Origin of the sequence: Falsiroseomonas tokyonensis, from assembly GCF_019024325.1 — a bacterium.
In the GTDB taxonomy this organism is placed as follows: Bacteria; Pseudomonadota; Alphaproteobacteria; order Acetobacterales; family Acetobacteraceae; genus Falsiroseomonas; species Falsiroseomonas tokyonensis.
Genome location: NZ_JAFNJS010000001.1, coordinates 113,720 through 134,849, shown reverse-complemented (window position 1 = coordinate 134,849; position 21,130 = coordinate 113,720). Strand labels below are relative to the sequence as shown.

Annotated in this window: 22 protein-coding genes; 9 read left to right on the top strand and 13 right to left on the bottom strand. The window is 74.1% G+C overall.

Annotated elements, in window-relative coordinates:
- Positions 1-3: 3 nt before the first annotated feature.
- The gene (modB, locus tag J3S20_RS00685) at positions 4-708 is read right to left on the bottom strand and encodes a molybdate ABC transporter permease subunit (RefSeq protein WP_216833763.1); all 705 of its coding nucleotides are present in this window, start codon (positions 706-708) and stop codon (positions 4-6) included.
- Positions 708-1,472, bottom strand: a complete 765-nt coding sequence (gene modA / locus J3S20_RS00680; protein ID WP_216833762.1) for a molybdate ABC transporter substrate-binding protein — start codon at positions 1,470-1,472, stop codon at positions 708-710. The genes modB and modA overlap by 1 nt, the downstream gene beginning before the upstream one ends.
- Positions 1,473-1,570: 98 nt before the next feature.
- Here modA and J3S20_RS00675 point away from each other — a divergent pair, with 98 nt between their 5' ends.
- Positions 1,571-1,921: a winged helix-turn-helix domain-containing protein gene (locus J3S20_RS00675; protein WP_216833761.1), complete on the top strand. Its 351-nt coding sequence runs from the start codon at positions 1,571-1,573 to the stop codon at positions 1,919-1,921.
- A gap of 4 nt (positions 1,922-1,925) precedes the next feature.
- Here J3S20_RS00675 and J3S20_RS00670 read toward each other — a convergent pair whose 3' ends face one another.
- The 3 genes from J3S20_RS00670 to J3S20_RS00660 are packed head-to-tail and all read right to left on the bottom strand — an operon-like array spanning position 1,926 to position 4,193.
- The gene (locus J3S20_RS00670) at positions 1,926-2,750 is read right to left on the bottom strand and encodes a substrate-binding domain-containing protein (RefSeq protein WP_216833760.1); all 825 of its coding nucleotides are present in this window, start codon (positions 2,748-2,750) and stop codon (positions 1,926-1,928) included.
- A gap of 16 nt (positions 2,751-2,766) precedes the next feature.
- The gene (locus J3S20_RS00665; RefSeq protein ID WP_216833759.1) at positions 2,767-3,489 is read right to left on the bottom strand and encodes an ATP-binding cassette domain-containing protein; all 723 of its coding nucleotides are present in this window, start codon (positions 3,487-3,489) and stop codon (positions 2,767-2,769) included.
- Complete coding sequence (locus J3S20_RS00660) at positions 3,489-4,193, bottom strand: ABC transporter permease (RefSeq protein WP_216833758.1); 705 nt, start codon at positions 4,191-4,193, stop codon at positions 3,489-3,491. The genes J3S20_RS00665 and J3S20_RS00660 overlap by 1 nt, the downstream gene beginning before the upstream one ends.
- Positions 4,194-4,279: 86 nt before the next feature.
- Between J3S20_RS00660 and J3S20_RS00655 the strand changes: the two genes are divergently transcribed.
- Positions 4,280-5,158 (top strand): helix-turn-helix transcriptional regulator, encoded by an 879-nt coding sequence (locus J3S20_RS00655; RefSeq protein WP_216833757.1) that lies wholly within the window; start codon positions 4,280-4,282, stop codon positions 5,156-5,158.
- 6 nt (positions 5,159-5,164) lie between these two features.
- On the opposite strand, the gene J3S20_RS00650 is transcribed toward J3S20_RS00655, so the two are convergent.
- The 8 genes from J3S20_RS00650 to J3S20_RS00615 all read right to left on the bottom strand — a co-directional run bounded on the left by J3S20_RS00650 (position 5,165) and on the right by J3S20_RS00615 (position 14,446).
- The gene (locus J3S20_RS00650; RefSeq protein WP_216833756.1) at positions 5,165-5,764 is read right to left on the bottom strand and encodes a cysteine dioxygenase family protein; all 600 of its coding nucleotides are present in this window, start codon (positions 5,762-5,764) and stop codon (positions 5,165-5,167) included.
- Between the two features lie 142 nt (positions 5,765-5,906).
- Positions 5,907-6,344 carry an invasion associated locus B family protein gene (locus tag J3S20_RS00645; protein ID WP_216833755.1) on the bottom strand — a complete coding sequence of 146 codons (438 nt, stop codon included), beginning with the start codon at positions 6,342-6,344 and terminating at the stop codon, positions 5,907-5,909.
- 161 nt (positions 6,345-6,505) lie between these two features.
- The gene (locus J3S20_RS00640) at positions 6,506-7,171 is read right to left on the bottom strand and encodes an ankyrin repeat domain-containing protein (protein ID WP_216833754.1); all 666 of its coding nucleotides are present in this window, start codon (positions 7,169-7,171) and stop codon (positions 6,506-6,508) included.
- Positions 7,172-7,262: 91 nt separating this feature from the next.
- Positions 7,263-7,625: a hypothetical protein gene (locus J3S20_RS00635; protein ID WP_216833753.1), complete on the bottom strand. Its 363-nt coding sequence runs from the start codon at positions 7,623-7,625 to the stop codon at positions 7,263-7,265.
- A 40-nt stretch (positions 7,626-7,665) separates the two neighbouring features.
- On the bottom strand, positions 7,666-9,834 hold the full coding sequence (locus J3S20_RS00630; protein ID WP_216833752.1) for a hypothetical protein: 2,169 nt from the start codon (positions 9,832-9,834) through the stop codon (positions 7,666-7,668).
- On the bottom strand, positions 9,831-12,554 hold the full coding sequence (locus tag J3S20_RS00625; RefSeq protein ID WP_216833751.1) for a DUF4159 domain-containing protein: 2,724 nt from the start codon (positions 12,552-12,554) through the stop codon (positions 9,831-9,833). Before J3S20_RS00625 ends, J3S20_RS00630 begins: the two co-directional genes overlap by 4 nt.
- A 10-nt stretch (positions 12,555-12,564) precedes the next feature.
- Positions 12,565-13,422 carry a DUF58 domain-containing protein gene (locus J3S20_RS00620; RefSeq protein ID WP_246602215.1) on the bottom strand — a complete coding sequence of 286 codons (858 nt, stop codon included), beginning with the start codon at positions 13,420-13,422 and terminating at the stop codon, positions 12,565-12,567.
- On the bottom strand, positions 13,415-14,446 hold the full coding sequence (locus J3S20_RS00615) for an AAA family ATPase (protein WP_456305686.1): 1,032 nt from the start codon (positions 14,444-14,446) through the stop codon (positions 13,415-13,417). Before J3S20_RS00615 ends, J3S20_RS00620 begins: the two co-directional genes overlap by 8 nt.
- 167 nt (positions 14,447-14,613) lie before the next feature.
- Between J3S20_RS00615 and J3S20_RS00610 the strand changes: the two genes are divergently transcribed.
- From J3S20_RS00610 to J3S20_RS00580, 7 genes are read left to right on the top strand one after another with little or no spacing between them, the layout of a single operon-like run.
- On the top strand, positions 14,614-15,345 hold the full coding sequence (locus J3S20_RS00610; RefSeq protein WP_246602214.1) for a DUF1285 domain-containing protein: 732 nt from the start codon (positions 14,614-14,616) through the stop codon (positions 15,343-15,345).
- Positions 15,346-15,361: 16 nt separating this feature from the next.
- Complete coding sequence (locus J3S20_RS00605; protein WP_216833750.1) at positions 15,362-15,976, top strand: NUDIX hydrolase; 615 nt, start codon at positions 15,362-15,364, stop codon at positions 15,974-15,976.
- Positions 15,977-16,023: 47 nt separating this feature from the next.
- The gene (locus tag J3S20_RS00600; protein WP_216833749.1) at positions 16,024-17,442 is read left to right on the top strand and encodes an NAD(P)-binding domain-containing protein; all 1,419 of its coding nucleotides are present in this window, start codon (positions 16,024-16,026) and stop codon (positions 17,440-17,442) included.
- The gene (locus J3S20_RS00595; RefSeq protein ID WP_216833748.1) at positions 17,439-18,491 is read left to right on the top strand and encodes an NAD/NADP octopine/nopaline dehydrogenase family protein; all 1,053 of its coding nucleotides are present in this window, start codon (positions 17,439-17,441) and stop codon (positions 18,489-18,491) included. The genes J3S20_RS00600 and J3S20_RS00595 overlap by 4 nt, the downstream gene beginning before the upstream one ends.
- 56 nt (positions 18,492-18,547) lie before the next feature.
- On the top strand, positions 18,548-19,519 hold the full coding sequence (locus J3S20_RS00590; protein WP_216833747.1) for a Bug family tripartite tricarboxylate transporter substrate binding protein: 972 nt from the start codon (positions 18,548-18,550) through the stop codon (positions 19,517-19,519).
- Between the two features lie 38 nt (positions 19,520-19,557).
- Positions 19,558-19,800 carry a hypothetical protein gene (locus J3S20_RS00585; RefSeq protein ID WP_216833746.1) on the top strand — a complete coding sequence of 81 codons (243 nt, stop codon included), beginning with the start codon at positions 19,558-19,560 and terminating at the stop codon, positions 19,798-19,800.
- Positions 19,797-21,074, top strand: coding sequence for a CCA tRNA nucleotidyltransferase (locus tag J3S20_RS00580; RefSeq protein ID WP_216833745.1), 1,278 nt, complete (start codon positions 19,797-19,799; stop codon positions 21,072-21,074). The genes J3S20_RS00585 and J3S20_RS00580 overlap by 4 nt, the downstream gene beginning before the upstream one ends.
- Positions 21,075-21,130: the final 56 nt, after the last annotated feature.

Below are 21,130 nucleotides of genomic sequence, written 5' to 3'. Positions count from 1 at the left end.
GTATCACACACGCCCGAGCAGCACATGCATCCGCCGCGCGATCAGCTCCGCCAGCAGCAGCAGGGCCAGAGCGAGGGTCAGGGAGATGCCCGCCAGCCGCGCCGCCACCGCCTCCCCGCCCGGGGATTGGGTCGCGGTATAGATGGCCAGCGGCAGGGTCTGCGTCTCGCCGGGGATGTTCGAGGCGAAGGTGATCACCGCGCCGAATTCGCCGAGGCCCGCGGCAAAGGCGGTGACGGCGCCCGCGAGAATGCCCGGCGCCATCAGCGGCAAGGTGATGGTCAGGAAACGGTCGAGCGGCCCCGCGCCCAGCGTGCGCGCCGCGGCCTCCAGCCCCGGATCCACATGCTCCAGGCCCAGCCGCACGGCACGCACGATCAGCGGGAAGGACATGACGGCGGTGGCCAGCGCCGCGCCCTCCGTCGTGAAGACCAGGCGGATGCCGAACCAGTCATGCAGCGGCCCGCCGATCGGGCCGCGCAGGCCGAACAGCATCAGCAGCGCCCAGCCGATCACCACCGGCGGTACCACCAGCGGCAGGTGCACCAGCGCATCCAACAGGAATCGCCCGGGCGGGAAGAAGCGGAAGCGCCCGCGAACCAGCAGCAGCGCCACCGCCACCGCCGGCACCAGGCCGAGAGCCACGGAGCGCAGCGCGACCTCCAGGCTCAGCCGGACGGCCTGCCATTCCTCCGGCGAAAGATCCATCAGCGGGCGAGGCGGAAGCCGAAGCGTTCCCAGGTCGCCGCCGCCTCCGGCCCCGCCAGGAAGGCATGCAGCGCCACGGCCTGGGCATTGCCGGCGGCGCGGCGGGTCAGGGCGAAGGGATAGGTGATGGGCGCGTGGCTCTCGGCCGGGAAGGTGCCGAGCAGCGCGACGCCGCGGCTGGCCGCGGCATCGGTGGAATAGACGATGCCGAGCGGCGCCTCGCCCCGCTCCACCAGCAGCAAAGCGGAGCGGACATTGTCGGCGCGGGCCAGGCGCGGCGAGACCGCCTCCCACTGCCCCATCCAGCGCAAGGCGGCCTCGGCATAGCGGCCGACCGGTACATGGGCGGGATCGCCGGTGGCGATGCGGCCGCCCTGGGCGAGGGCCAGCAGATCCGTGCCGCGCCCCAGCGCCACCGGCGCGCGGGCGGGGGTGGCGGCCGCCACCAGCACCAGCGCATTGCCGATCGGGCTGGTCCGCGAGGCGTTCACGATCAGCTCGCGCGACTGCAGAAAATCCATCCAGGGCTCGTCGGCCGAGAGGAACAGGTCCGCCCCGGCCCCCTGCTCGATCTGCCGGGCGAGGGCGGAGGAGGCGGCGAAGGACAGGCGCGGCACCGGATTGCCCCGCGCCGCCCATTCCTGGCCCAGGGCGCGCATCGCATCCGTCAGGCTGGCGGCGGCGAAGACCGTGACCGGCGCCGGCTGGGCCAAAGCGGGCGCGGCCAGCAGCAGGGACATCGCGGCCAGGATCAGGCGGCGCATCGCGGAGCTCCTTCGCTATCTGCCGGCAACGATATCCATCATGGAAGATAGCGCAAGCGGCGTTTCCGCCCGGCGCGGTTCATGGTTCCCTCAGCCGCATGCCCGCCCCTGACAACCCGCTGCGAATCCGCGTCCTGCTGGCCAAGGACATGCCCTTCGGCCCGGGCAAGGCCGATCTGCTGGAGGCGGTCCGGGAGACCGGGTCGATCGCCGCGGCGGGCCGCCGGCTCGGCATGTCCTACCAGCGCGCCTGGGACCTCGCCTCCGCCATGAACAGCCATTTCCGGGAGCCGGTGCTGGCACCGGCCAAGGGCGGCGCGCGCGGCGGCGGCAGCGCGCTGACCCCCTTCGGGGAGGCGGTGCTGGCCGCCTATCGGGAGATCGAGGCCCTGGCCGCCGCCGCCTGTGCCGAAAGGCTGGAGTGGTTCCGCCGCAACCTGGCGCCGTGACCGGTCAGGAGACAGGCTCCGGCTGGGTCGCATTCGGGAAGAACAGCTGCTCCCCATTGATCCGGTAGCTGGCGATCGCGGCCTGGCCGGCGGGGGAGACGATCCAGTCGATGAACCGCTGTCCGTCGGCCTGCTTCACGTGGCTGTGGCGCTGCGGGTTCACCAGCATGACGCCGTACTGGTTGAACAGCCGCGCATCGCCCTCCACCACCACCCGCAGCCCCTGGCGGTTGCGGAAGGCGAGCCAGGTGCCCCGGTCCGTCATGGCATAGGCGCCCTGGGCGGCCGCCGTGTTCAGCGTCGGGCCCATGCCCTGGCCGATCTCCCGGTACCAGGCGCCGCGGCCGGCGGTGGGATCGACGCCCGCCTGCTGCCAGAGCCGCAGCTCCGCCGCATGGGTGCCGCTGCGGTCGCCGCGGGAGATGAAGGGCGCGCGGGCCGCGGCGATGCGCTGCAAGGCCGCCGCCGTGTCGCGCGATCCGGCGATACCGGCCGGGTCATCCGCCGGCCCCACGAGAACAAAATCGTTGAGCATCACATGCTGGCGGGGCCCGCCGTGGCCCTCCGCCACGAAGCGCTGCTCCGCCACGCGGTCATGCACGAAGACCACATCCGCATCGCCGCGACGGCCGACATCCAGCGCCTGGCCGGTACCGAGCGCCACCACGCGCACGGCGATGCCCGTCTCCCGCGTGAAGATCGGAAGGATGTGGCCGAAGAGGCCGGATTGCTCCGTGCTGGTGGTGCTGGCCACCGTGATGCTGCGCTCCTGCGCCGCGAGCGGCAGGGGCAAGGCGAGCAGCGCGAGAAGCAGCAGGCGACGCAGCATGCGCGGGATCCTCCGGTTACCAGACCAGCTCGCCGCGCAGGAAGGCGGCGGCCTCCGCCGTCGCGGGCGAGGCGAAGAAGCGCGCGGCCGGGGCGTGTTCCAGCAGCCGGCCGCGATGCAGGAAGGCGATGTCGCCGGCCAGGCGGCGTGCCTGGCCCAGGTCATGCGTGGTCATCACCAGCTTGGTGCCGCGCGCCGCCAGGGCCTGCAGCGTCTCCTCCACCGCGCGGGTGGCGGCGGGATCCAGGCTGGCGCAGGGCTCGTCCAGGAACAGCACCTCGGGCCGCAGCGCCGCGGCGCGGGCGAGCGCCAGGCGCTGCTGCTCCCCGCCCGAGAGCCTGCGGGCCGGGCGATCCGCCAGCGGCGCCAGGCCCACCAGCGCCAGCGCCTCCGCCGCCCGGGCGTCCTGCTCGGCACGGTCCAGCCCGGCCAGCGCCAGCGGATAGCGCAGATTGGCCAGGACGGAGCGGCGCAGCAGCACCGGGCGCTGGAAGACCATGGCCTGGTGGCGGCGCGGATCGGGCGCCGGCCCGTCCCATGCCACGCGGCCGGAGGTGGGGGCCAGCAGCCCGTGCAGCAGCCGCAGCAGCACGCTCTTGCCCGCGCCATTCGGGCCGATCACCAGCGTCGGCCGCCCGGCCTCGATCGCCAGGTCAATGCCCTGGAGAACCCCGACGCCGCCGGCGGAAAAGCGCAGCCCCTCGGCGCGCAGCGGCAGAATGGCCTCCGGCGCGCGCATCAGCCGGCCTGCCGCGCGGCCAGGTCGCGCAGCCCCTGCGCCAGAGCATTCACCGTCAGCACGATCGCCATCAGCACCAGGCCGAGCGCCAAGGCCAGCGGCAGGTCGCCCTTGCTGGTCTCCAGCGCAATGGCCGTGGTCATCACCCGCGTGAAACCCTCGATATTGCCGCCGACGATCATCACCGCGCCGACCTCGGCACTTGCCCGGCCGAAGCCGGCCAGCAGCACGGTCAGCAGGGCGAAGCGGCCGTCCCAGAGCAGCGTCGGCACCGCGCGCCAGGGGCCGGCGCCGAAGCTGCGGAGCTGTTCGGCATATTCCTCCCACATCGCCTCCAGCACCTGCCGGGTCAGCGCCGCCAGGATGGGCGCGATCAGCAGCGCCTGGGCGATCACCATGGCGGTCGGCGTGAAGAGCAGGCCGAGCGAGCCCAGCGGGCCGGAGCGCGACAGCAGGATGTAGATCAGCAGCCCGGCGACGACCGGCGGCAGCCCCATCAGCGCATTCAGCGCCACCACCACCCCGCCGCGGCCGGGAAAGCGCGCCACCGCCAGCAGCGCACCCAGCGGCAGCCCGACCAGCGCGGCCAGGCCCACCGCCGTCAGGCTGACGCGCAGCGACAGCAGCACGATGTGCCCGAGCGCCGCATCGCCCCCGGCCACCAGGCCGAGCGCCTGGCCGAGGGCCGAGGTCAGGTCGTTCATGCCGGGCAAGCTGGCCATGGCGACCCTTGACGTCAACGCCGCCGTCGGGCTGCATCCTCACACGATCTGCCGGAATCTGCCGCCATATGCCGGATCTGCTGACGCTGAAGGAGGCCGCGGCGCTGCTCCGGCTCTCGGAACGCGCGCTGTATGACCTGGCGCGCGCCAGGCGCCTGCCGGCGGCGCAGCTGGGCGGCAAATGGCTGTTTCCCCGCGCCCAGCTGGACCGCTGGCTGGTGGCGCAGGCGGAGGTGGCGGAGGACGCCCAGGCAGCGCCGCCGCCGATCCTGGCCGGCAGCCACGACCCGCTGCTGGACTGGGCGGTACGGCAATCCGGCTGCGGCCTGGCGCTGCGCGCCGGCGGCAGCCTGGACGGGCTGGCGGCGCTGCAGGCGGGGGAGGCGGTGGCGGCCGCCATCCATCTGCTGGACCCGGATAGCGGCCGCTTCAACGAACCGGCGGTGCGGGATCTGCTGGCGGGCCAGCCGGTGGTCGGCCTCACCTGGGCCTGGCGCGACCAGGGGCTGCTGCTGGCGCCGGGCAATCCGCTGGGCATCCGCGCGGTGGCGGATCTCGCCCGGCCCGGCCTGCGCGTGATCGGCCGCCAGCCGCGCGCCGGCAGCCATGTCCTGCTGATGCACCTGCTGGCCGAGGCCGGGCTGCTGCTGGAGGCGATCGGCTTCCTGGCCGAACCCGCCTTGGCCGAGGACGAGGTCGCGGCTGCCGTGGCCGAGCGCCGCGCCGATGCCGGCTTCGGCATCCGCGCCGAGGCCGCCGCCCGGGGCCTCGACTTCGTGCCGCTGGTGCGGGAGCGCTTCGACCTGGCGATGCGCCGCCGCGCCTATTTCGAACCCGCCCTGCAGGCCCTGTTCGCCTTCGCCCGCAGCACCGCCTTCGCCGCCCGCGCCGCCCGGATGGGCGGCTACGACATTTCCGAAACTGGCCGCGTCGCCTTCAACCTGTGAAGTCCCTCACCCCTGCCAGCAATTGGGCAGGCTGTCATTGGCATAGCCGCTGACAAACCCCTTGGGCGCGCCGGAGGCGGCATCGAAGACATGGCGGGAGACCGCGCCGATATTCGCGCCATAGACATGGATGCTGATGGAGACGCGGTCGTCATAGGCATTGGAGACGCGGTGGATATCGCCGATGCGGGGCGAGACGGCATCCACCATCCCGGCCTCCAGCCGCTCCCGCCCCGCCGGATGGGGCAGGCCGTCGGGGGTGAAGAGCTCGGCCTCCTCCGCCCCGCGCAGCACGCCGATCAAGCCCCAGACGGTGTGGTCGTGGATCGGCGTGCGCTGGCCGGGGCCCCAGACGAAGCTGACCAGGCTGAAGCGCTCCAACGGGTCGCAATGCAGCAGGTATTGCCGGTAGTGCACCGGATGCGGCTGGGCATAGGCCTCCGGCAGCCAATCATCCACCGCGACCAGATCGGCCAGCAGGTGGCGGCCTTGCTCCAGGATGCGGGCCTCGTCCTCCCCGGCCTCTTCGACCAGGCGGGTCATCGCCGCGATGAAGCCGCGCAGGCGGCGCGGGCCAGTTTCGGCTATCCGGATGGGGGTGGTCATCGTCGTCATCCTCCCAGGCGGCGATTCCGTGCCAGGATCGCCTCCGCATCCTCCGCCAGCCGCGCGCGCGGCGCCAGCCCGGATCGGGGTGTTCCGGTAGGGATTCGGGGGGAAAGGGGCGCCGCCGGGGGGGGCGGTGTGGTCAGCGCGTCGTGGACTCGGCGGCCAGCATCTCGGCCACGGCCGGGCCAAAGCCCTCCAGCGGGACGGGCAGCGAGACCAGCTGGCGGCGCGCATCGGTGATGAAGGACAGGCGCAGCATCCGCGCCTGGCGCAGCGTGGCCAGCATCTCCTCCGTCACCACCATGGCGGCATAGACGCCGGCGGCATCGCTGCTGCGGAAGGCCAGGCGCTGCAGCGGCGCCTCATCCGCCTGCCAGGCCAGGCCCGCGGGCAGGGAGGTGCCGTGCGGCAGCTGGAAGATCAGGGTCAGCGCGCCGCTCTCCCGCTGCCGGGTCAGCAGCAGCTGGGCGAGCGGCGTGCTCTGCGGCCGCGCCAGCAGGGTGGTGGCGACGCGGCAGGCGCGGGGCGTCTCGGCGGCCGCTTCGCTGCAGATCATCCGCCAGGTCAGCTCCGGCACCAGCTCCGGCTCGGCCGGCGCAGCCTGCTGGAGGGGCGCGGGGGGCGGCGGCGGGGGCAGCGGCGCGGGGCCGCGCTGCGCCCAGGCGGCGCCTGCCAGCAGCAGCAGGCCCCAAAGCAGACCTGCCGAGAGCAGGCGGCCGCGGAAGGGCGCGCGGGCGCTCAGGGCCGGGCGCGGCGGGGGCTGCGCGTCTCCGCAAGGGGCGGCTCGGCGCCGGCCGGGCGCCCGGCATCGAAGCCGAGGAAACCCACCTCCGGCTGCGCCGCGCCGCCATTGCCAGCCCAGAGCCGGGCGCCCGAGGGCTCCTCCGCCAGCACCGGCGGGGTGTTCAGCGGCGCGCGGCTGCGCGCGGCTGGCGGCGGCGCGGCGCCGAGCCGCGCGGCGATGGCCGCGGCCGGGGAAGGCGCGCCCGGCGGCAGGTCCGGCGGTGGCGCGCTGCTGCGGCTGCCGTCCCGGGCCGAGAGCAGGTAGAAGGCGATCTCGTTGCGGCCCTGGTCCACCGCCGCATCCAGGGGCGAGAGGCCGAGCGCGTTGCGCGCCTCGATATTCGCGCCGCGGCTGACCGCATCCCGCGCCGCCGCCAGGTCGCCGCGGCTGATCGCATCGAACAGCGCGGCATTGGGCGCGAGGGCGGCGGCGCCGGGCTCCGCCGGAATCGGCGCCGGCGCGCGGCGGGCCGCCAGGCCCGGCAGGGCCGGGGCGCGCACATTCGGCGCGGCGGGCGTATCGGCCGGCCGGATGATCCCCTGCGCCCCCGCGAGGGAGGCGGGCAGGAGGAGCGGGGCCACCAGGGCGGCCATCAGGGGCAGGCGGAGGAAGGGGCGCATGGGGCGGAACCTAGGGAAAATCGGCGCGCGGAGGAAGGGCGCCCCGGCCGGGTCACCCGCTTTTGGTCACCCGCGTCGGGCCGGCGCCGCCTCAGCCGCAGGCCTCGCCGCGATAGCTGAAGCTTTCCACCCGCTGGTCGCGCAGCGCGAAGGTCAGGTCGCAGCTCGCCTGGACATAGGAAGGCGGCGGGGCCCAATAGCCATAGCGCGGGCCCCAGGGGCCATAGGGGGCGGCGAGCGGGGACGCGACCAGCAGGTTGCGGCGCTGCTCGAATTGCAGGAAGCGCCGGCCTTCCGCCTCATAGGTCCGCACCGGCACGCCGAGGGCGGCGACCAGATCGGCCTCCCCGCGGCCGACGAAGGTGGACAGGCGCTGGTCCAGCGTCGGCCCCTGGGCGCAGGCGCCGAGGGCGGCCAGGGCGACGAGGAGTGGAAGCAGGCGTGACCGGGTCATCCACCGCATGTGGGGCGCCCGGCCTGATGCTTCCAGCGTCTCAGCGCCCTTCCCGTCGCCAGGCGAGCAGCGCCAGGCCAAGCACCAGCGGCAGCGCCAGCCAGGGCGGCAGCAGCGGCAGGGCTGTGATGCCCGTCACGCTGTGGTCGCCATTGCGGCGCAGGCCGATCCAGCCCGGGCCGGGGGTAGCCCCGCCCTGGGCATCTCGGCCGATGGCGACGCGGCGCAGTTCCGGCAGCAGCGGCTCCGCCCCCGTGCCCAGCCAGCGCAGCCCGCCGCCGGTGGCGGCAACCAGCGGGCGCAGCGGCGCGGCATCGGCGCGGAGGTCGGCGACTTCCAGCGGATTCGGCGCCTCGGCGGCGGCGAAGGCGGTGCGGCGGCCGTCGCTGGCCTGCCAGACGCCCGGCTGCAGCGCGGCGCGTTCCACCACCGCCCGCCCGGCGCCACGCGCCACCGGGGCATGGCGGGTGAGGCCGCCATCCGGCGCGGTGATGGCGATCTCGGGCGGCGCGCCGGGTTCCAGGCTGCGGCGCACCACCGTCATCAGCCCGTGCTCGATCCGGGCGGAGAGGTCCTCCTCCTCCAGCTCCGGCTCCTTCATCGTCCAATGGGCGATGCGGCGCAGCAGTTCCTGCTGGGGGCCGCCGCCATCATGGCCGCGCGACCAGAGCCAGATATGGTCGGAGAGCACCAGGGCGACGCGGCCTTCGCCGACCCGGTCCAGCACCATCAGCGGCGCGCCGTTCGGGCCCTGCATCACCGTGCTGCCGGCCCGCGCCTCGGCGCGCAGCGCGCGGTACCAGCGGCCCCATGTGGCCTCGGCCAGGGGATTGCCCTCCGGCCCAAAACTATTCGCGCCGGGCAGGTTTTCGGTGACGGGGTGCCGCGCGCCGAGCTCCGTCACCTGGGGCCGGAAGGGCGCTTCCAGCAGGGCTGCCTGGGCGGCGCCGGCGCCGGTCGGCGGGCGCGCCGGCAGGATCTGGCCGAGCGGCGTGGCGGCCAGGCTGGTGGGGCCCGCGAATTCCGGGCCCACGGACAGCAGCAGCGCGCCGCCGCCGCGGACATAGTCGGCGATGTTGCGCAGATAGACCGGCGGCAGCAGGCCGCGATTGCCGAAGCGGTCGAAGACGATCAGGTCGAATTCGCGCAGCTTCACCTGGAACAGCTCGCGCACCGGGAAGGCGATCAGCGCCAGCTCGTGCAGCGGCGTCAGGTCGTCTTTCTCCGGCGGGCGCAGGATGGTGAAGTGGACCAGGTCCACATTGGGGTCCGCCTTCAGCAGCCGCCGCCAGGTGCGCTGCCCCGCATGCGGTTCGCCCGAGACCAGCAGCACCCGCAGCCGGTCGCGCACGCCGTTGATGGAGACCACGGTGCGGTTGTTAAGGTCCGAGACCTCGCCGGCACGGGTCTCGGCCGTCAGCTCCACCACGGTGGGCCCGCCGCGCTCGATCGGCACGGCGATGCGATGCTCCCGCCCCACCGGCACCGATTCCACGCGGGGCGGCTGGCCGTCGCGGCGGATGGTCAGGCGGGCCGCGCCGCCCTCATTCGGCCGAGCGCCGAGATCCTCGACCACCACGCGCAGTTCCACGGGGCGACCGACGATGCCGAAGCCCGGCGCCTCGATGACGCGGATGCGGCGATCGACCTCGCCCGCCTGGCCGGGCAGCAGCAGATGAAAGGGCGCGTCCAGCGCCGGTGCGGGCGGCACGTCATGCACCTGGCCATCGGTCAGCGCCATGACGCCGGCCAGCCGGGCGCGCGGGATATCGGCCAAGGCGCGTTCCATGGCGGAGAAGAGACGCGTGCCCTGGTTGCCGGCCTCCGGCACCTCCACCGTGCGCAGCTCCAGGTCCGGCAGGCGGCGGGCGCGGGCCTCGATCTCGTCGCGCGCGGCGGTGATCTGGTTGGGGCGGGCGCCGAGGCCGGCGCTGTCGCTGCGATCCACCAGCAGCAGGGCGATGTCCGGCCGCGTCTCGCGCGTCTCCTCCACCAGCCGCGGATTGGCCAGCGCCAGCAGCAGCGCGCCGAAGGCCAGGGCGCGCAGCCAGGCGCCGCGCGCCGGCTGCCAGCGCCGCGCGCCGGTGGCATCCGGCTGCCGGCGCAGCAGCGCCGGCAGCAGGGCGAGTGCCGCCAGCGCGGCGAGACCCGCCAGCAGCCAGAGCGGGATGACGGGCGCAAAATCGATCCCGGCGAGGGCCTGGTTCAATTGCCGAGCCTTTCGAGGATGGCGGGCACATGCACCTGGTCGCCCTTATAGTTGCCGGTCAGGGCGTACATCACGAGGTTGGTGCCGAAGCGATAGGCCAGCGTGCGCTGCCGCGTGCCGCCGGGGATCGCCGCATAGGGGTTGTTGCCGCGGGCATCGATCGCCCAGGCCGCCGCCCAGTCATGCCCGCCGATGATGACGGGGCTGACGCTGTCATTCGCCCGGTCCTGGTCGCGCGCCACCCAGACCGTGCCGCCGGCGAAGCGGCCGGGCAGGTCGGCCAGCAGGTAGAAGGCGCGCTTCAGCACATGGTCCTCCGGCACCGGCGCCAGGGGCGGCACCGTCAGGTCCCGCGTCACGCGGCGCAGTGCGGCGCGGGCGCCGGGGGAAAATCCCTCTCCCGAGCCCTCGTCGCGCGTGTCGAACAGGATGATCCCGCCATTGCGCATGAAGCCGTTCAGCGCGGCCACGGCCGGCGCGCCCGGCTGCGGCGCATCGCCCGTGACCGGCCAGTAGAGCAGCGGAAAGAAGGAAAGATCGTCCTGCCCGGGCACCACCGGCGTCGGGTCCGCCAGGGCCGCGGCGGTGCGCCGGTTGACGAAGTCGGACAGGCCCACCAGGCCGGCGCGGCTCACCTCATCCACCTGCGCATCGCCGGTCACCACATAGGCCAGCCGCGTCGCCAGCGCCGCGCTGCCTTCCTGGGCGAAGGCGGGGCCGCCCCACAGCAGCCCCACCAGCAGGGCGGAAGCCACCGCGCGGGGCCGTGCCAGAACGCCGCGCAGGCCCAGTGACACCAGCAGGTCCACCACCAGCAGCAGCATCGCCGCCGCCAGCAGCCAGGGCCCGAGGTCACGCTCCGCCGGCACGCCGCCGATCGCCCGCGTGGCGGTGCCGGAAGGCGGCGCCGCCGCGAGTCGCGGCGCCGAAATGCCGGCGCCGAGGTTCAGCGCCCGGCGATGCGCGCCATCCCCGCTGGTGCCCGTGCCATACCAGCCCGGCGGGTGCCGCGGGGAGGGAACCTCGCTTTCGACGCGGGAGGCCGCGATAGGCTGCGCGCCCGGCTGCGGCGGGCCGAGGCGGCCGAAACCGTCGAGGGTTTCCATGGGGGCCAGCGGCGCCTCCCCATCCGCGCCGCCGACCCCGGCGGACAGCGCCACCAGCCGGCGCAGCATGTCGACGAAAAGCCCCGAGAGCGGCAGGGACGACCATTCGGCATTGGCGGTGACGTGGAACATCACGATCCGCCCCGCCCCGCGCGTCTCCCAGGTCACCAGCGGCGTGCCATCCGCAAGCCGCGCCCAGGTGCGGCCCGACAGTTGGGCGGAGGGTTCGGCCAGCACCTGGCGCTCCACGGTGACTTCCGGCGTCGGCACCAGGCCCTGGAAGGGCGAGCCCTCGGGGAAGGGCGCCAGCGTCTGCGGCCGTTCCCAGGACAGGGCGCCGCCGAGCTGGCGTTCGCCGGCGCGCAGCGGCACCGGCAGCAGCCCGTCCGGCCGCTCCGCTAGCCGCGGCCCGGCGAAGCGGACCAGCGTGCCGCCGGCCTCGATCCAGGCGGTGAGTTCGTCCCGCTCCCGCCCCGGCTCCACCGGCCGGTCCGCCAGCACCAGCACGGAAAGCCGCCGCGCGAGCAGTTCGGAAACGCTGCCGCGGCGGAGTTCGGCATGGGGCGACAGGGCGCGGTCCAGATAAAAAAGCTCGCCTATCAGCGGCACATCGGCGGCCGTGGCCTCGCCCCCGGCGATCAGCCCGACCGGGCGCCGCCGAAAGCGCTCGTCCAGCAGCACGCTGGCATTGGCGCCGGCGACGCCATCGAGGTCGAGCCGCACCACCTGGTTGCGGATTTCGAGCGGCAGCGGCAGGGCGGCCTCGGCCGCCGTCGCGCCGGCCGGCACCGGCAGCACGGCGCGGGCCAGGGTGCGGCCATCGCCGGTGCGGGCCAGCACGGCGACTTCGGTGGGCACTGGCAGGGGCGTGGTGTGCAGGCCGACGACCAGCTGCTCCGCCTCCGCCCGCGGCGGCGGCAGCAGGCGGGTGGGGCGGCCCTCACTGCGGGCGACCAGCAGCGCGCCGCCCTCGGCCAGGGCGGTGGCGAGGGGGGTGAAGGCATCGCCCTCCGCATGTTCCAGCCCGTCCGCGACATAGAGCGCGGCGAAACGGCCGGAATGCTGCGCGCGCCAGCCGGCGAGCGCGGCCAGCGCCCCCGCCCGGTCCGGCGCCCAGGGTTTCGGGCGCAGCGCCACCAGCCTTCCGCGCAGCTCCTCGGCCGGCATCAGCCCGGTGATGCGCGGCGCCTCCGGCAAGGCGGGCGGCGCGGTCAGCAGCAAGGCGGTGCGGCGGCCCTCCCGCGCGGCGCCGTCCAGCTCGGCCTCCGCGGCGGCGATGCGGTCCGGCCAATCGGCGGCCGCGGCCCAGCCATCGTCGATCACCACCAGCAGCGGTCCCTGGCCGGTGGCGCCGGCGGGCGGGCCCCAGATCGGCCGGGCGAGGCCGAAGATCATCAGTGCCGCGGCGGCCAATCGTAGGGCGAGCAGCCACCAGGGCGTGCGGGCGGGGGTTTCCTCCGGCGCCGGCATTTCCTGCAGCAGGCGCAGCGCCGGGAAATCCTGGCGCTTCGGCGCCGGCGGCGTGACCCGCAGCAGCCACCAGAGCAGCGGCAGCGCCGGCAGGGCCAGCAGCAGCCAGGGGGCGGCGAAGCTCAGGGCGCCGAGGCTCAGCATCGGTTGCTTCTCATCCGGGCGCGAGCCTCTGGTGCAGCGCCAGCAGCGCGGCCTCCGGCGGCTGGTCGGTGCGGTGGGTGCCAAAGGTCCAGCCGGCGGCGGCGGCCAGGGCAGCCAGGCCCTCCCGGTGCCGGGCCAGGCGCTCGGCATAGACCGGGCGCACTGCCTCCACCCGCGGCACCAGGGCGGCGGCGGCGCCCGACATGGCCTCGAAGCGCACCCGCCCGGCATAGGGCAGGGTTTCCTCCGCCGGGTCGATCACCTGCAGCAGGTGGCCGCGCAGGCCCTGGCCGGCGAGGCGCGCGATGGCGCGGCGCGTTTCCTCCAGCGGGTCCCAGAAATCGCCGAAGAGCACGGCGCGGGCGTGGCGGGCCAGGCGCAGATCCTCCGGCCGTGGGGCCATCCCGGCCAGGCCATCGGCGATCTGCGGCAGGGCGCCGCGGCCGGCATAGGGGCGCGGCAGGCCGAACAGCCGCACCCGCTCCCCGCCGCGCAGCAGCAGGGCGGCCAGGGCCAGCAGCAGCAGGTCGGCGCGATCCGCCTTGGCCGGCAGGTCGCGCTGGCTGCGCCAGCCCATGCCGGCGTCGGAGGCGCGCCACAGCGCGACCGTCTGCGCCGATTCCCATTCGGTCTCGCGGATGAACAGCCGGTCGGATTTGCCGGACTGCCGCCAGTCGATCCGGCTGGTCTGGTCGCCGGCGACGAAGGGGCGGAACTGCCAGAAGGCCTCCCCGGGCCCAGACCGCCGCCGCCCATGCACGCCCGGCATCACCGTGCTGGCGACCCGATCCGCCTGCACCAGCAGCGGCGGCAGCCGCGCCCCGAGTTGCTCGGCCCAAGGAACCGTAAGTCGGGCGGGGCTAACCAAGCTGCGCCTTCAGCACGTCGAGCACCTCGTTCAGATGCACGCCATCCGCGCGGGCGGAGAAGTTCAATGCCATGCGGTGGCGCAGCACGGGCTCGACCAGCGCCTTCACGTCGTCCACGCTCGGCGAGAGGCGCCCATCCAGCACGGCGCGCGCCCGCGTCGCCAGCATCAGCGCCTGCGCCGCGCGGGGGCCCGGGCCATAGGCCAGGTGCCGCCTGACATCCTCGATCTCCGTCGTCTCGGGCCGCGCGCTGCGCACGAGTCGCAGGATCGCCTCCAGCACCTGCTCGCCCACCGGCAGGCGGCGGATCAGCAGCTGGGCGGCCGAAAGCTCGGCGCCGGTCATCGCCGGCACGGCCTTGGCTTCCTTGGCGCCGGTGGTGGCCAGCAGCATGGCGCGTTCGGCGGCGAGGTCGGGGTAGGTGACGTCGATCTCCAGCAGGAAGCGGTCGAGCTGCGCCTCGGGCAACGGGTAGGTGCCCTCCTGCTCGATCGGGTTCTGGGTGGCCAGCACATGGAAGGGGGCGGGCAGGGCATGCACCTCGCCCGCGATCGCCACCTTGTGCTCCTGCATCGCCTGCAGCAGCGCGGATTGGGTGCGCGGGCTGGCGCGGTTGATCTCGTCGGCCATCAGCAGCTGGCAGAAGACCGGGCCCTTGATGAAGCGAAAGGCGCGCTTGCCATGCCCATCCTCCTCCAGCACCTCGCTGCCCAGGATGTCGGACGGCATCAGGTCCGGCGTGAACTGCACCCGCCGCGCATCCAGGCCGAGCACCGTGCCCAGCGTCTCCACCAGCTTGGTCTTGCCGAGGCCCGGCACGCCGACCAGCAGCAGATGGCCGCCGGAAAGCAGGGTGATGAGCGTGCGCTCCACCACCTGTTCCTGGCCGAAGATGACACGGCCGACACCTTCGCGGACCCGCGCCAGCCGGGTGGCCAGGGAATCCGCCTCCTGCAGCAGAGATTCCGCCTCCGCGCTGTCCGCCACTTCCACCATGCGGGTCAGGCTCCCTATATGCGTCACATCCGATATGGGTGGAGTATCCACGTCGCCCATGCCGGATGCCACATCGCAGTGCATCAATCGCGAGATCGCTGGCACGCGAGGTGGCGGAGAGGAAACCGGGGCGGTTCGGGCGGCGGTCATTCGGACCCGCCCGGCGTCGGCGGGCACGGGCGCGGAATACCTACATGAGCGAAGCACGATCCGGTGGGGCAGGGCAGGGCGGGTTCCAGGGACAGTCCCCGGCGCCGCCGGCCAGATCGTCCCGGCCGGGCGGCCTGCCGGGCCGCCTGCCGCCGCTGCGCGCCGAATGCGGCGACTTCTCCATGCGCATCGCCCGCGACGGCAGCTGGTTCTACAAGGGCAGCATCATCGGCCGGAAGGAGCTGGTCTGCCTGTTCGCCTCCGTCTTGAAGCGGGAGGCGGATGGCAGCTTCTGGCTGGAAACGCCGGTGGAGCGCGGCCGGATCGAGGTGGAGGACGCCCCCTTCGTGGCGGTGGAGATGTGGTGGCGCAGCTGCGCCGACCCCTTCGTGCCCGCCGGCGCCCCGGGCGCCGAGCCGCGCCAGTGCCTGACCTTCCGCACCAATCTCGATGAGATGGTGACCGCCGATTCGGATCATCCCATCCGCGTCGCCATCGACCCGAAGACGCGCGAGCCGCGCCCCTATATCACCGTGCGCCCGGGGCTGGAGGCGCGCATCAACCGCGCCGTCTTCTACGAGCTGGCGGCGCTGGCCGAGCCCGAGCAGATCGAGGGCCGCACCATGCTGGGCGTCTGGTCGCAGGGCGTCTTCTTCCCGATCGACGAGGCACCGGCGCTGGATGCGCCGCCGCCGCGCAGCGGCAGGCGCGGGCGCCAGGGGGAGCGTCAGATGGCCGCTTCCCGCTGCGCCGCCAGCCCGCCCCCCGCGGAGTGAGGCCCAGGCCCAAGCGATGAGCCTGCTGCTGCCCTCGCGCCAGGACATCGCCGCCCGGCTGTCCGACCCCGCCGCCCTGGCCCGCGCCGGCGCCACCGCCTTCGACGATGAGGAAAATTGGGGCACCCGCCCCGGCGGCCCGGTGCCGGCCGCGGTGCTGGTGCCGATCATCTGGCACGAGGCCGGGCCCGGCGTGCTGCTGACGCTGCGTTCTGCCAAACTTTCGGCCCATGCGGGGCAGGTCGCCTTCCCGGGTGGGCGGCTGGAGCCCGGCGAGACGGCGGAACAGGCGGCGCTGCGCGAGGCGGCGGAGGAGGTGGGCCTGGACCCGCGCCTGCCGGAGATCGCCGCCACCCTGCCCGACCACATGACCGGCACCGGCTATCGGGTGACCCCGGTGGTCGCCTTCCTCGATCCGCCGGTGACGCTGACGCCGGACCCTTCCGAGGTGCAGGCGGTGTTCGAACTGCCGCTGGCCCTGCTGTTCGACCCCGCCGCGCCCAGCCGCCGCAGCACGGAATGGCGCGGCCGGATGCGGGACTACTGGGTCTGGCCGCATGCGGAACACCTGATCTGGGGCGCCACGGCCACCATCCTGATGAACCTGTCCCGGGTGCTGCGCGAAGCCTGAGGCCGCGCTACAGGGGTTTGGTTCCTCCCTGCTCAGGCCTGCCCCCAATGCTGGATGCTGTTCGCCCGCCCGGACTCGACGCGCTGGAAGCCCGGCTGCGCGAGGATCTGGGCTATCTCGAAATGCCCGCCAAGCCCTGGGTCCCGGCGCGGCGGCATGCGGGCCAGGCGGTGACGGATGCGGTGATCATCGGCGGCGGCATGTGCGGCCTGGCGGTGGCGGCGGCGCTGCAACTGCTGGGCATCACCAATATCCGCGTGCTGGACCGTGCCCCGGCGGGGCAGGAGGGGCCCTGGGTCACCTTCGCCCGGATGGAGACCCTGCGCTCTCCGAAAACCTTGGCCGGGCCGGCGCTGGACCTGCCGGCCCTGACCTTCCGGGCCTGGTACGAGCACCAGCATGGCGCCGCCGCCTTCGCGGCCTTGGGAAAAATTCCGCGCGGGATGTGGATGGACTACCTGGTCTGGTACCGGAAGGTGATGGGCATCGCCGTGGAGAATGGCGTGACCGTCACGGCGATCCGGCCGGAGACGGAGGCGCTTTTCGCCCTGGAGACGACCGCCGGCCGAATCTTCGCGCGCCGCGTGGTGCTGGCCACGGGGCGTGACGGCTTGGGCGGACCCTGGCTGCCGGAGATTGCCTATGCGCTGCCGCCGGCGCTGCGCGCCCATTCGCGCGACACCATCGATTTCAGCGCCCTGGCCGGCAAGCGCGTCGGCGTGGTGGGGGCCGGCGCCTCGGCCATGGACAATGCAGCGGCGGCGCTGGAGGCGGGCTGCGGGCGGCTCGACATGTTCGTCCGCCGGGCCGAGCTGCCGCGGGTGAACAAGTTCACGGGCATCGGCAGCCCCGGCGTGGTGCACGGTTTTGCGGGGCTGCCGGATGACTGGAAGTGGCGCTTCCTCGATCTGGTGCTGTCGGCGCAGACGCCGCCGCCGCGCGATTCCACGCTGCGCGTTTCCCGCTTCCCCCACGCCCATCTGCATCTCGGCAGCCCCATCCGGGCGCTCTCGGCCGAGGGCGGCGAAATCCGGCTGGAGACGCCGAAGAGCGTCTTCGGGCTCGACTTCCTGATCTTCGGCACCGGCTTCCGGGTGGACCTCGCCGCGCGGCCGGAGCTGGCGCATCTCGCGCCGCATATCCGCCTCTGGGGCGACCGCTTTGTGGCGGAGCGGCCGAATGAGGAGCTGGCGACCTCGCCCGACCTCGACCCCGGCTTCGCCTTCCAGGAGAAGGTGCCGGGCAACTGCCCGTCGCTGGCCCGGCTGCACTGCTTCAACTATCCGGCGACACTGAGCCACGGGAAGCTCTCCGGCGACATCCCCGCGGTCAGCGCCGGCGCCAAGCGCCTGGCGCGCTTCCTGGCGCGGGCCTTCTTCGTCGAGGACAAGGAACAGCATTTTGCCAATCTGAAGGCCTATGAGACGCCCGAATTGCAGGGCGATGAATGGCCGGAGCGGGCATGAACCTCGCCATCCTGGGCGCCGGCGCCATCGGCCCGGCCGCCGCGGCGCTGGCGGCCTCCCGCGGCCATGCGGTGGCGCTGTGGTCGCCCTCCGGCCGCGGCACGGCCGGCATGACGGACCATATCGAGGCCGAGGGCGCGCTGACCGGGCGCTTTTCACTGCGCATCGCCATGACGCTGGAGGCGGCGCTGGAGGGGGCGGAGGTCGCGCTGCTGGCGGTGCCGGCCTATGCGCATGCGGCGCTGCTGCCACGTATCGCCGCGGCCATGCCGCCCAAGATGCCGCTGCTGATCGCGCCCGCCGCCGCGCTCTCGCCCCTGGCCTTCGAGGCGCTGCGCGCAGGTCTCGGCCCGCGCGCGCCGGTGGGCGGCCTGGCGACCACGCCGACCACCGCGCGCCGCCTGGCGCCGGGCCTGGTGCGTATCCCGGCAATCCGCGCCGCGGTCGACCTCGCCGCCATCCCGGCCGCGGCGGCGCCCGGGCTGGCCGCGATGGCCACCGACCTCTTCGGCCATGAGTGCCCGGTGGCGCCGGACGTGCTGCAGCCGGCGCTGGCGAACGCCAATCCCATCATCCACGCCGTGCTGGCGCTGGCCAATGTCACCCGCATCGAGCGCGCCGAGGCCTGGCCGCAATATGAGCTGATGACCGAGGCCTCCGGCCGGCTGATGCAGGCGCTGCAGGCGGAGCGCGACGCGCTGGCCGCACGCTGCGGCCTGCGCGTGATCTCGCTGGCCGAATCGCTGCACCGCGCCAGCGGCGTGCCCCGCGCCGCGCTGCACGCGATGGGCCTGGCGATCGCCGCCAGCGGCCGCAGCGTGAATGGCCCGGCGGCAATGGACACCCGCTACGTGACGGAGGACGTGCCCTTCGGCCTGTCCTTCTATCTCTGGCTCGCCGCGCGCCAGGGCGTCGCCATGCCGGCGACGGAGTCGGTGGTGACGGTGCTCGAATCCCTCTGGGGCCGCGACCTGCGCCGCAACGCGCTGCTGGACGGGCTGGCGCTGGAGGATCTCTCCGGCGCGCTGCGGGACGGGATCGGCCGCTGAGCTTGCCGCGCCACGGCCCGCGCGGCAGGCTTTCGGCGAGACCAGGAGTCCAGGCCATGCCCACCCGCCGCGCGCTGCTCGCCACCACCCTCGCCTTGCCCGCGCTGACGCGTTCGGCCCGCGCCCAGGGATGGGCGCCGGACCGGCCGGTGCGGCTGGTGGTGCCCTTCGCGCCGGGCGGCAGCCAGGATGTGCTCGGCCGGCTCTTCGCCCAGGCCGTCACCAGCTCCGTCGGCCAGAATGTGGTGGTGGAGAACCGCGCCGGCGCCGGCGGGCTGCTGGGGGCGGAGACGGTGGCCAAGGCGGCGCCCGACGGCACCACGCTGCTGCTGGCCACCGCCGGGCAGCTGACCATCGCCAAGGCCATCGGCCGCCGCCTGTCCTACGACCCGATCGCCGATTTCGCGCCCATCCTGCATATCTCGGACAGTCCGGTGGCGCTGATCGCCGCGCCCAACCTGCCGGTGCAGGACCTGGCCGGGCTGCTGACCCTGGCCCGCAACGCGCCGCAGCCGATGCCCTATGCCAGCACCGGCACCGGCACCAATACCCACCTGATCATGGAGGATCTGAAGGCGCGGGAACGGCTGAATGTCGAACATGTGCCCTATCGCGGCGCGGCCGGCGCCTTCAACGACCTGATGGCCGGGCGCATCGCCATGATGTTCGTCTCCGTCCCCTCCGTGCTCGGCTTCTCCGGCGGCCAGCTGCGGGTGCTGGCGGTGACCTCGGCCGAGCGCTTCCCCGCCATGCCGCAGGTGCCGACCATGATCGAGGGCGGGGTGCGCGACTTCACCGCCTCGATCTGGACGGGCCTCGCGGCGCCGGCCGGCACGCCGGCGGCGGTGATCGAGCGCTGGCGCGGCGAGTTCGTGAAGGCGCTGGAAACCGATCTGGTGAAGACCCGCCTGGCCGCGCTGGGCGCCACGCCGAACGGGGCGGGGCCGGCGGAATTCGGCACCCTGCTGCGGGAGGATCTGGCGCGCTGGACGGCGGTGGCCGCGCCGCTCTCGATCAGCGTCGAGTGAGCGGCGACTGAACCCTGCCGGCAGGCTATCTTCGGCGCATGGCCATTCTTCTTCTGCTGCTGCCCCTGCTTGCCTGGCTTTTATGGCGCTGGCTCGGCCCCGCCGGCGGGCAGCCTCCGCGCGCGGTGCTGGTGGCGCTGGCTGTGGCCGTCGCGATCGGGGCCGCGGTCGCGCTCACCATCCGCCTGGACGGGCGCGACGTGACGGGCGGCGTCTATGTGCCGCCGCGCCTGGGCCCGGATGGCCAGGTGCTGCCGAGCCGCATCGAACCGGCCCGATGAACGACCCGCCGCAGGACCGCATCCCGCCACCCGCCTTCCTGGCGGAGCCCGCGCCAGCCGCCGTGCTGGCGGCACTGCCCGGTGCGCGGGCCGTGGGCGGCTGCGTGCGCGACGCCCTGGCTGGCCGCCCGGTGCATGACGTGGACGTGGCCGCGCCCTATCCGCCGGAGGTGCTGGCCGAAAAACTGCACGCCGCCGGGCTGAAGGTTTTCGAAACCGGCCTCGCCCATGGCACCGTCACCGCCGTGCTGCGCCGCACCCCGGTGGAGGTCACCGCCCTGCGCCGCGACCTGGTGACCGACGGCCGCCATGCCGAGGTCGCCTGGACCACCGACTGGCGCGAGGACGCCGCCCGGCGCGATTTTTCCTTCAACGCCATGTCGATGGATGCCGAAGGCCACCTCTGGGACTATTTCGGTGGCCGCGCGGACCTGGCGGCGGGGCGGGTGCGCTTCGTCGGCGATGCGGCAACCCGGCTGGCCGAGGACTACCTCCGCGCGCTGCGCTTCTTCCGCTTCTGGGCACGCTATGGCCAGGGCGCGCCGGACCCGGCGGCGCTGGCCGCGATCCGGGACGCGGTGCCCGGCTTTGCCGCGCGCATTGCCCCCGAGCGGATCTGGATGGAGTTGAAGCGGCTGCTGCCGACGCCCGATCCCTCCGATGCGCTGGCGCTGATGGCGCAGACCGGCCTGCTGGCCGCCGTACTGCCGGAAGGGGCCGATCCTGAAAGGCTGCGGCGCATGATCGCGCGCGGCCTGCCGCCCGATCCGCTGCTGCGCCTGGCCGTGCTGCTGGACGAGGCCGCCGACACCAGCGCCCTCGCCACCCGCCTGCGCCTGTCCGGCGAGGAGCGGGACAGGCTGGCGGTGCTGCACCACCCGCCGGCCCCGCCGCGCCCGGGCCAGGATGTCCCGCTGCGCGCCTGGCGGGCCCGCCTGCGCGCGGCCTCGCGCCACGTCATGCCGCCGGAACCGCTCTGGGTGGCGGAGGCCCGGATGGGTGGCGCGGGGTGGGAATCGCTACGCGCCGCGGTGGCGCCCGGCGATGCCGAACCCGAATTCCCGCTGCAGGGCCGCGACCTGATGCCGCTCGGCATCCCACCCGGGCCGGGGCTGGGCGTGATGCTGGGGGCGCTGCGCCGCTGGTGGCTGGAGGGTGATTGCCAGGCGGACCCCGAGACCCTGCTGGCCGAGGCGCGGCGGCGCCTGGAAAAAACCGGGACGGCGGACGGGCCCGCCGCCCCGGATCGCAAGGCTGACCTGCCGGGGTCCTGACTCCCCGGCACGATCCGGAACAAAAAAGGAACTACCATCGCCACGCCGATTCGGGA

What these genes read in the sequence shown, in the direction of transcription:
- modB (WP_216833763.1), bottom strand. Translation starts at nt 708, where the DNA reads ATGGATCTTTCGCCGGAGGAATGGCAGGCCGTCCGGCTGAGCCTGGAG.
- modA (WP_216833762.1), bottom strand. Translation starts at nt 1,472, where the DNA reads ATGCGCCGCCTGATCCTGGCCGCGATGTCCCTGCTGCTGGCCGCGCCC.
- J3S20_RS00675 (WP_216833761.1), top strand. Translation starts at nt 1,571, where the DNA reads ATGCCCGCCCCTGACAACCCGCTGCGAATCCGCGTCCTGCTGGCCAAG.
- J3S20_RS00670 (WP_216833760.1), bottom strand. Translation starts at nt 2,750, where the DNA reads ATGCTGCGTCGCCTGCTGCTTCTCGCGCTGCTCGCCTTGCCCCTGCCG.
- J3S20_RS00665 (WP_216833759.1), bottom strand. Translation starts at nt 3,489, where the DNA reads ATGCGCGCGCCGGAGGCCATTCTGCCGCTGCGCGCCGAGGGGCTGCGC.
- J3S20_RS00660 (WP_216833758.1), bottom strand. Translation starts at nt 4,193, where the DNA reads ATGAACGACCTGACCTCGGCCCTCGGCCAGGCGCTCGGCCTGGTGGCC.
- J3S20_RS00655 (WP_216833757.1), top strand. Translation starts at nt 4,280, where the DNA reads ATGCCGGATCTGCTGACGCTGAAGGAGGCCGCGGCGCTGCTCCGGCTC.
- J3S20_RS00650 (WP_216833756.1), bottom strand. Translation starts at nt 5,764, where the DNA reads ATGACCACCCCCATCCGGATAGCCGAAACTGGCCCGCGCCGCCTGCGC.
- J3S20_RS00640 (WP_216833754.1), bottom strand. Translation starts at nt 7,171, where the DNA reads ATGCGCCCCTTCCTCCGCCTGCCCCTGATGGCCGCCCTGGTGGCCCCG.
- J3S20_RS00635 (WP_216833753.1), bottom strand. Translation starts at nt 7,625, where the DNA reads ATGACCCGGTCACGCCTGCTTCCACTCCTCGTCGCCCTGGCCGCCCTC.
- J3S20_RS00625 (WP_216833751.1), bottom strand. Translation starts at nt 12,554, where the DNA reads ATGCTGAGCCTCGGCGCCCTGAGCTTCGCCGCCCCCTGGCTGCTGCTG.
- J3S20_RS00610 (WP_246602214.1), top strand. Translation starts at nt 14,614, where the DNA reads ATGAGCGAAGCACGATCCGGTGGGGCAGGGCAGGGCGGGTTCCAGGGA.
- J3S20_RS00605 (WP_216833750.1), top strand. Translation starts at nt 15,362, where the DNA reads ATGAGCCTGCTGCTGCCCTCGCGCCAGGACATCGCCGCCCGGCTGTCC.
- J3S20_RS00600 (WP_216833749.1), top strand. Translation starts at nt 16,024, where the DNA reads ATGCTGGATGCTGTTCGCCCGCCCGGACTCGACGCGCTGGAAGCCCGG.
- J3S20_RS00595 (WP_216833748.1), top strand. Translation starts at nt 17,439, where the DNA reads ATGAACCTCGCCATCCTGGGCGCCGGCGCCATCGGCCCGGCCGCCGCG.
- J3S20_RS00590 (WP_216833747.1), top strand. Translation starts at nt 18,548, where the DNA reads ATGCCCACCCGCCGCGCGCTGCTCGCCACCACCCTCGCCTTGCCCGCG.
- J3S20_RS00585 (WP_216833746.1), top strand. Translation starts at nt 19,558, where the DNA reads ATGGCCATTCTTCTTCTGCTGCTGCCCCTGCTTGCCTGGCTTTTATGG.
- J3S20_RS00580 (WP_216833745.1), top strand. Translation starts at nt 19,797, where the DNA reads ATGAACGACCCGCCGCAGGACCGCATCCCGCCACCCGCCTTCCTGGCG.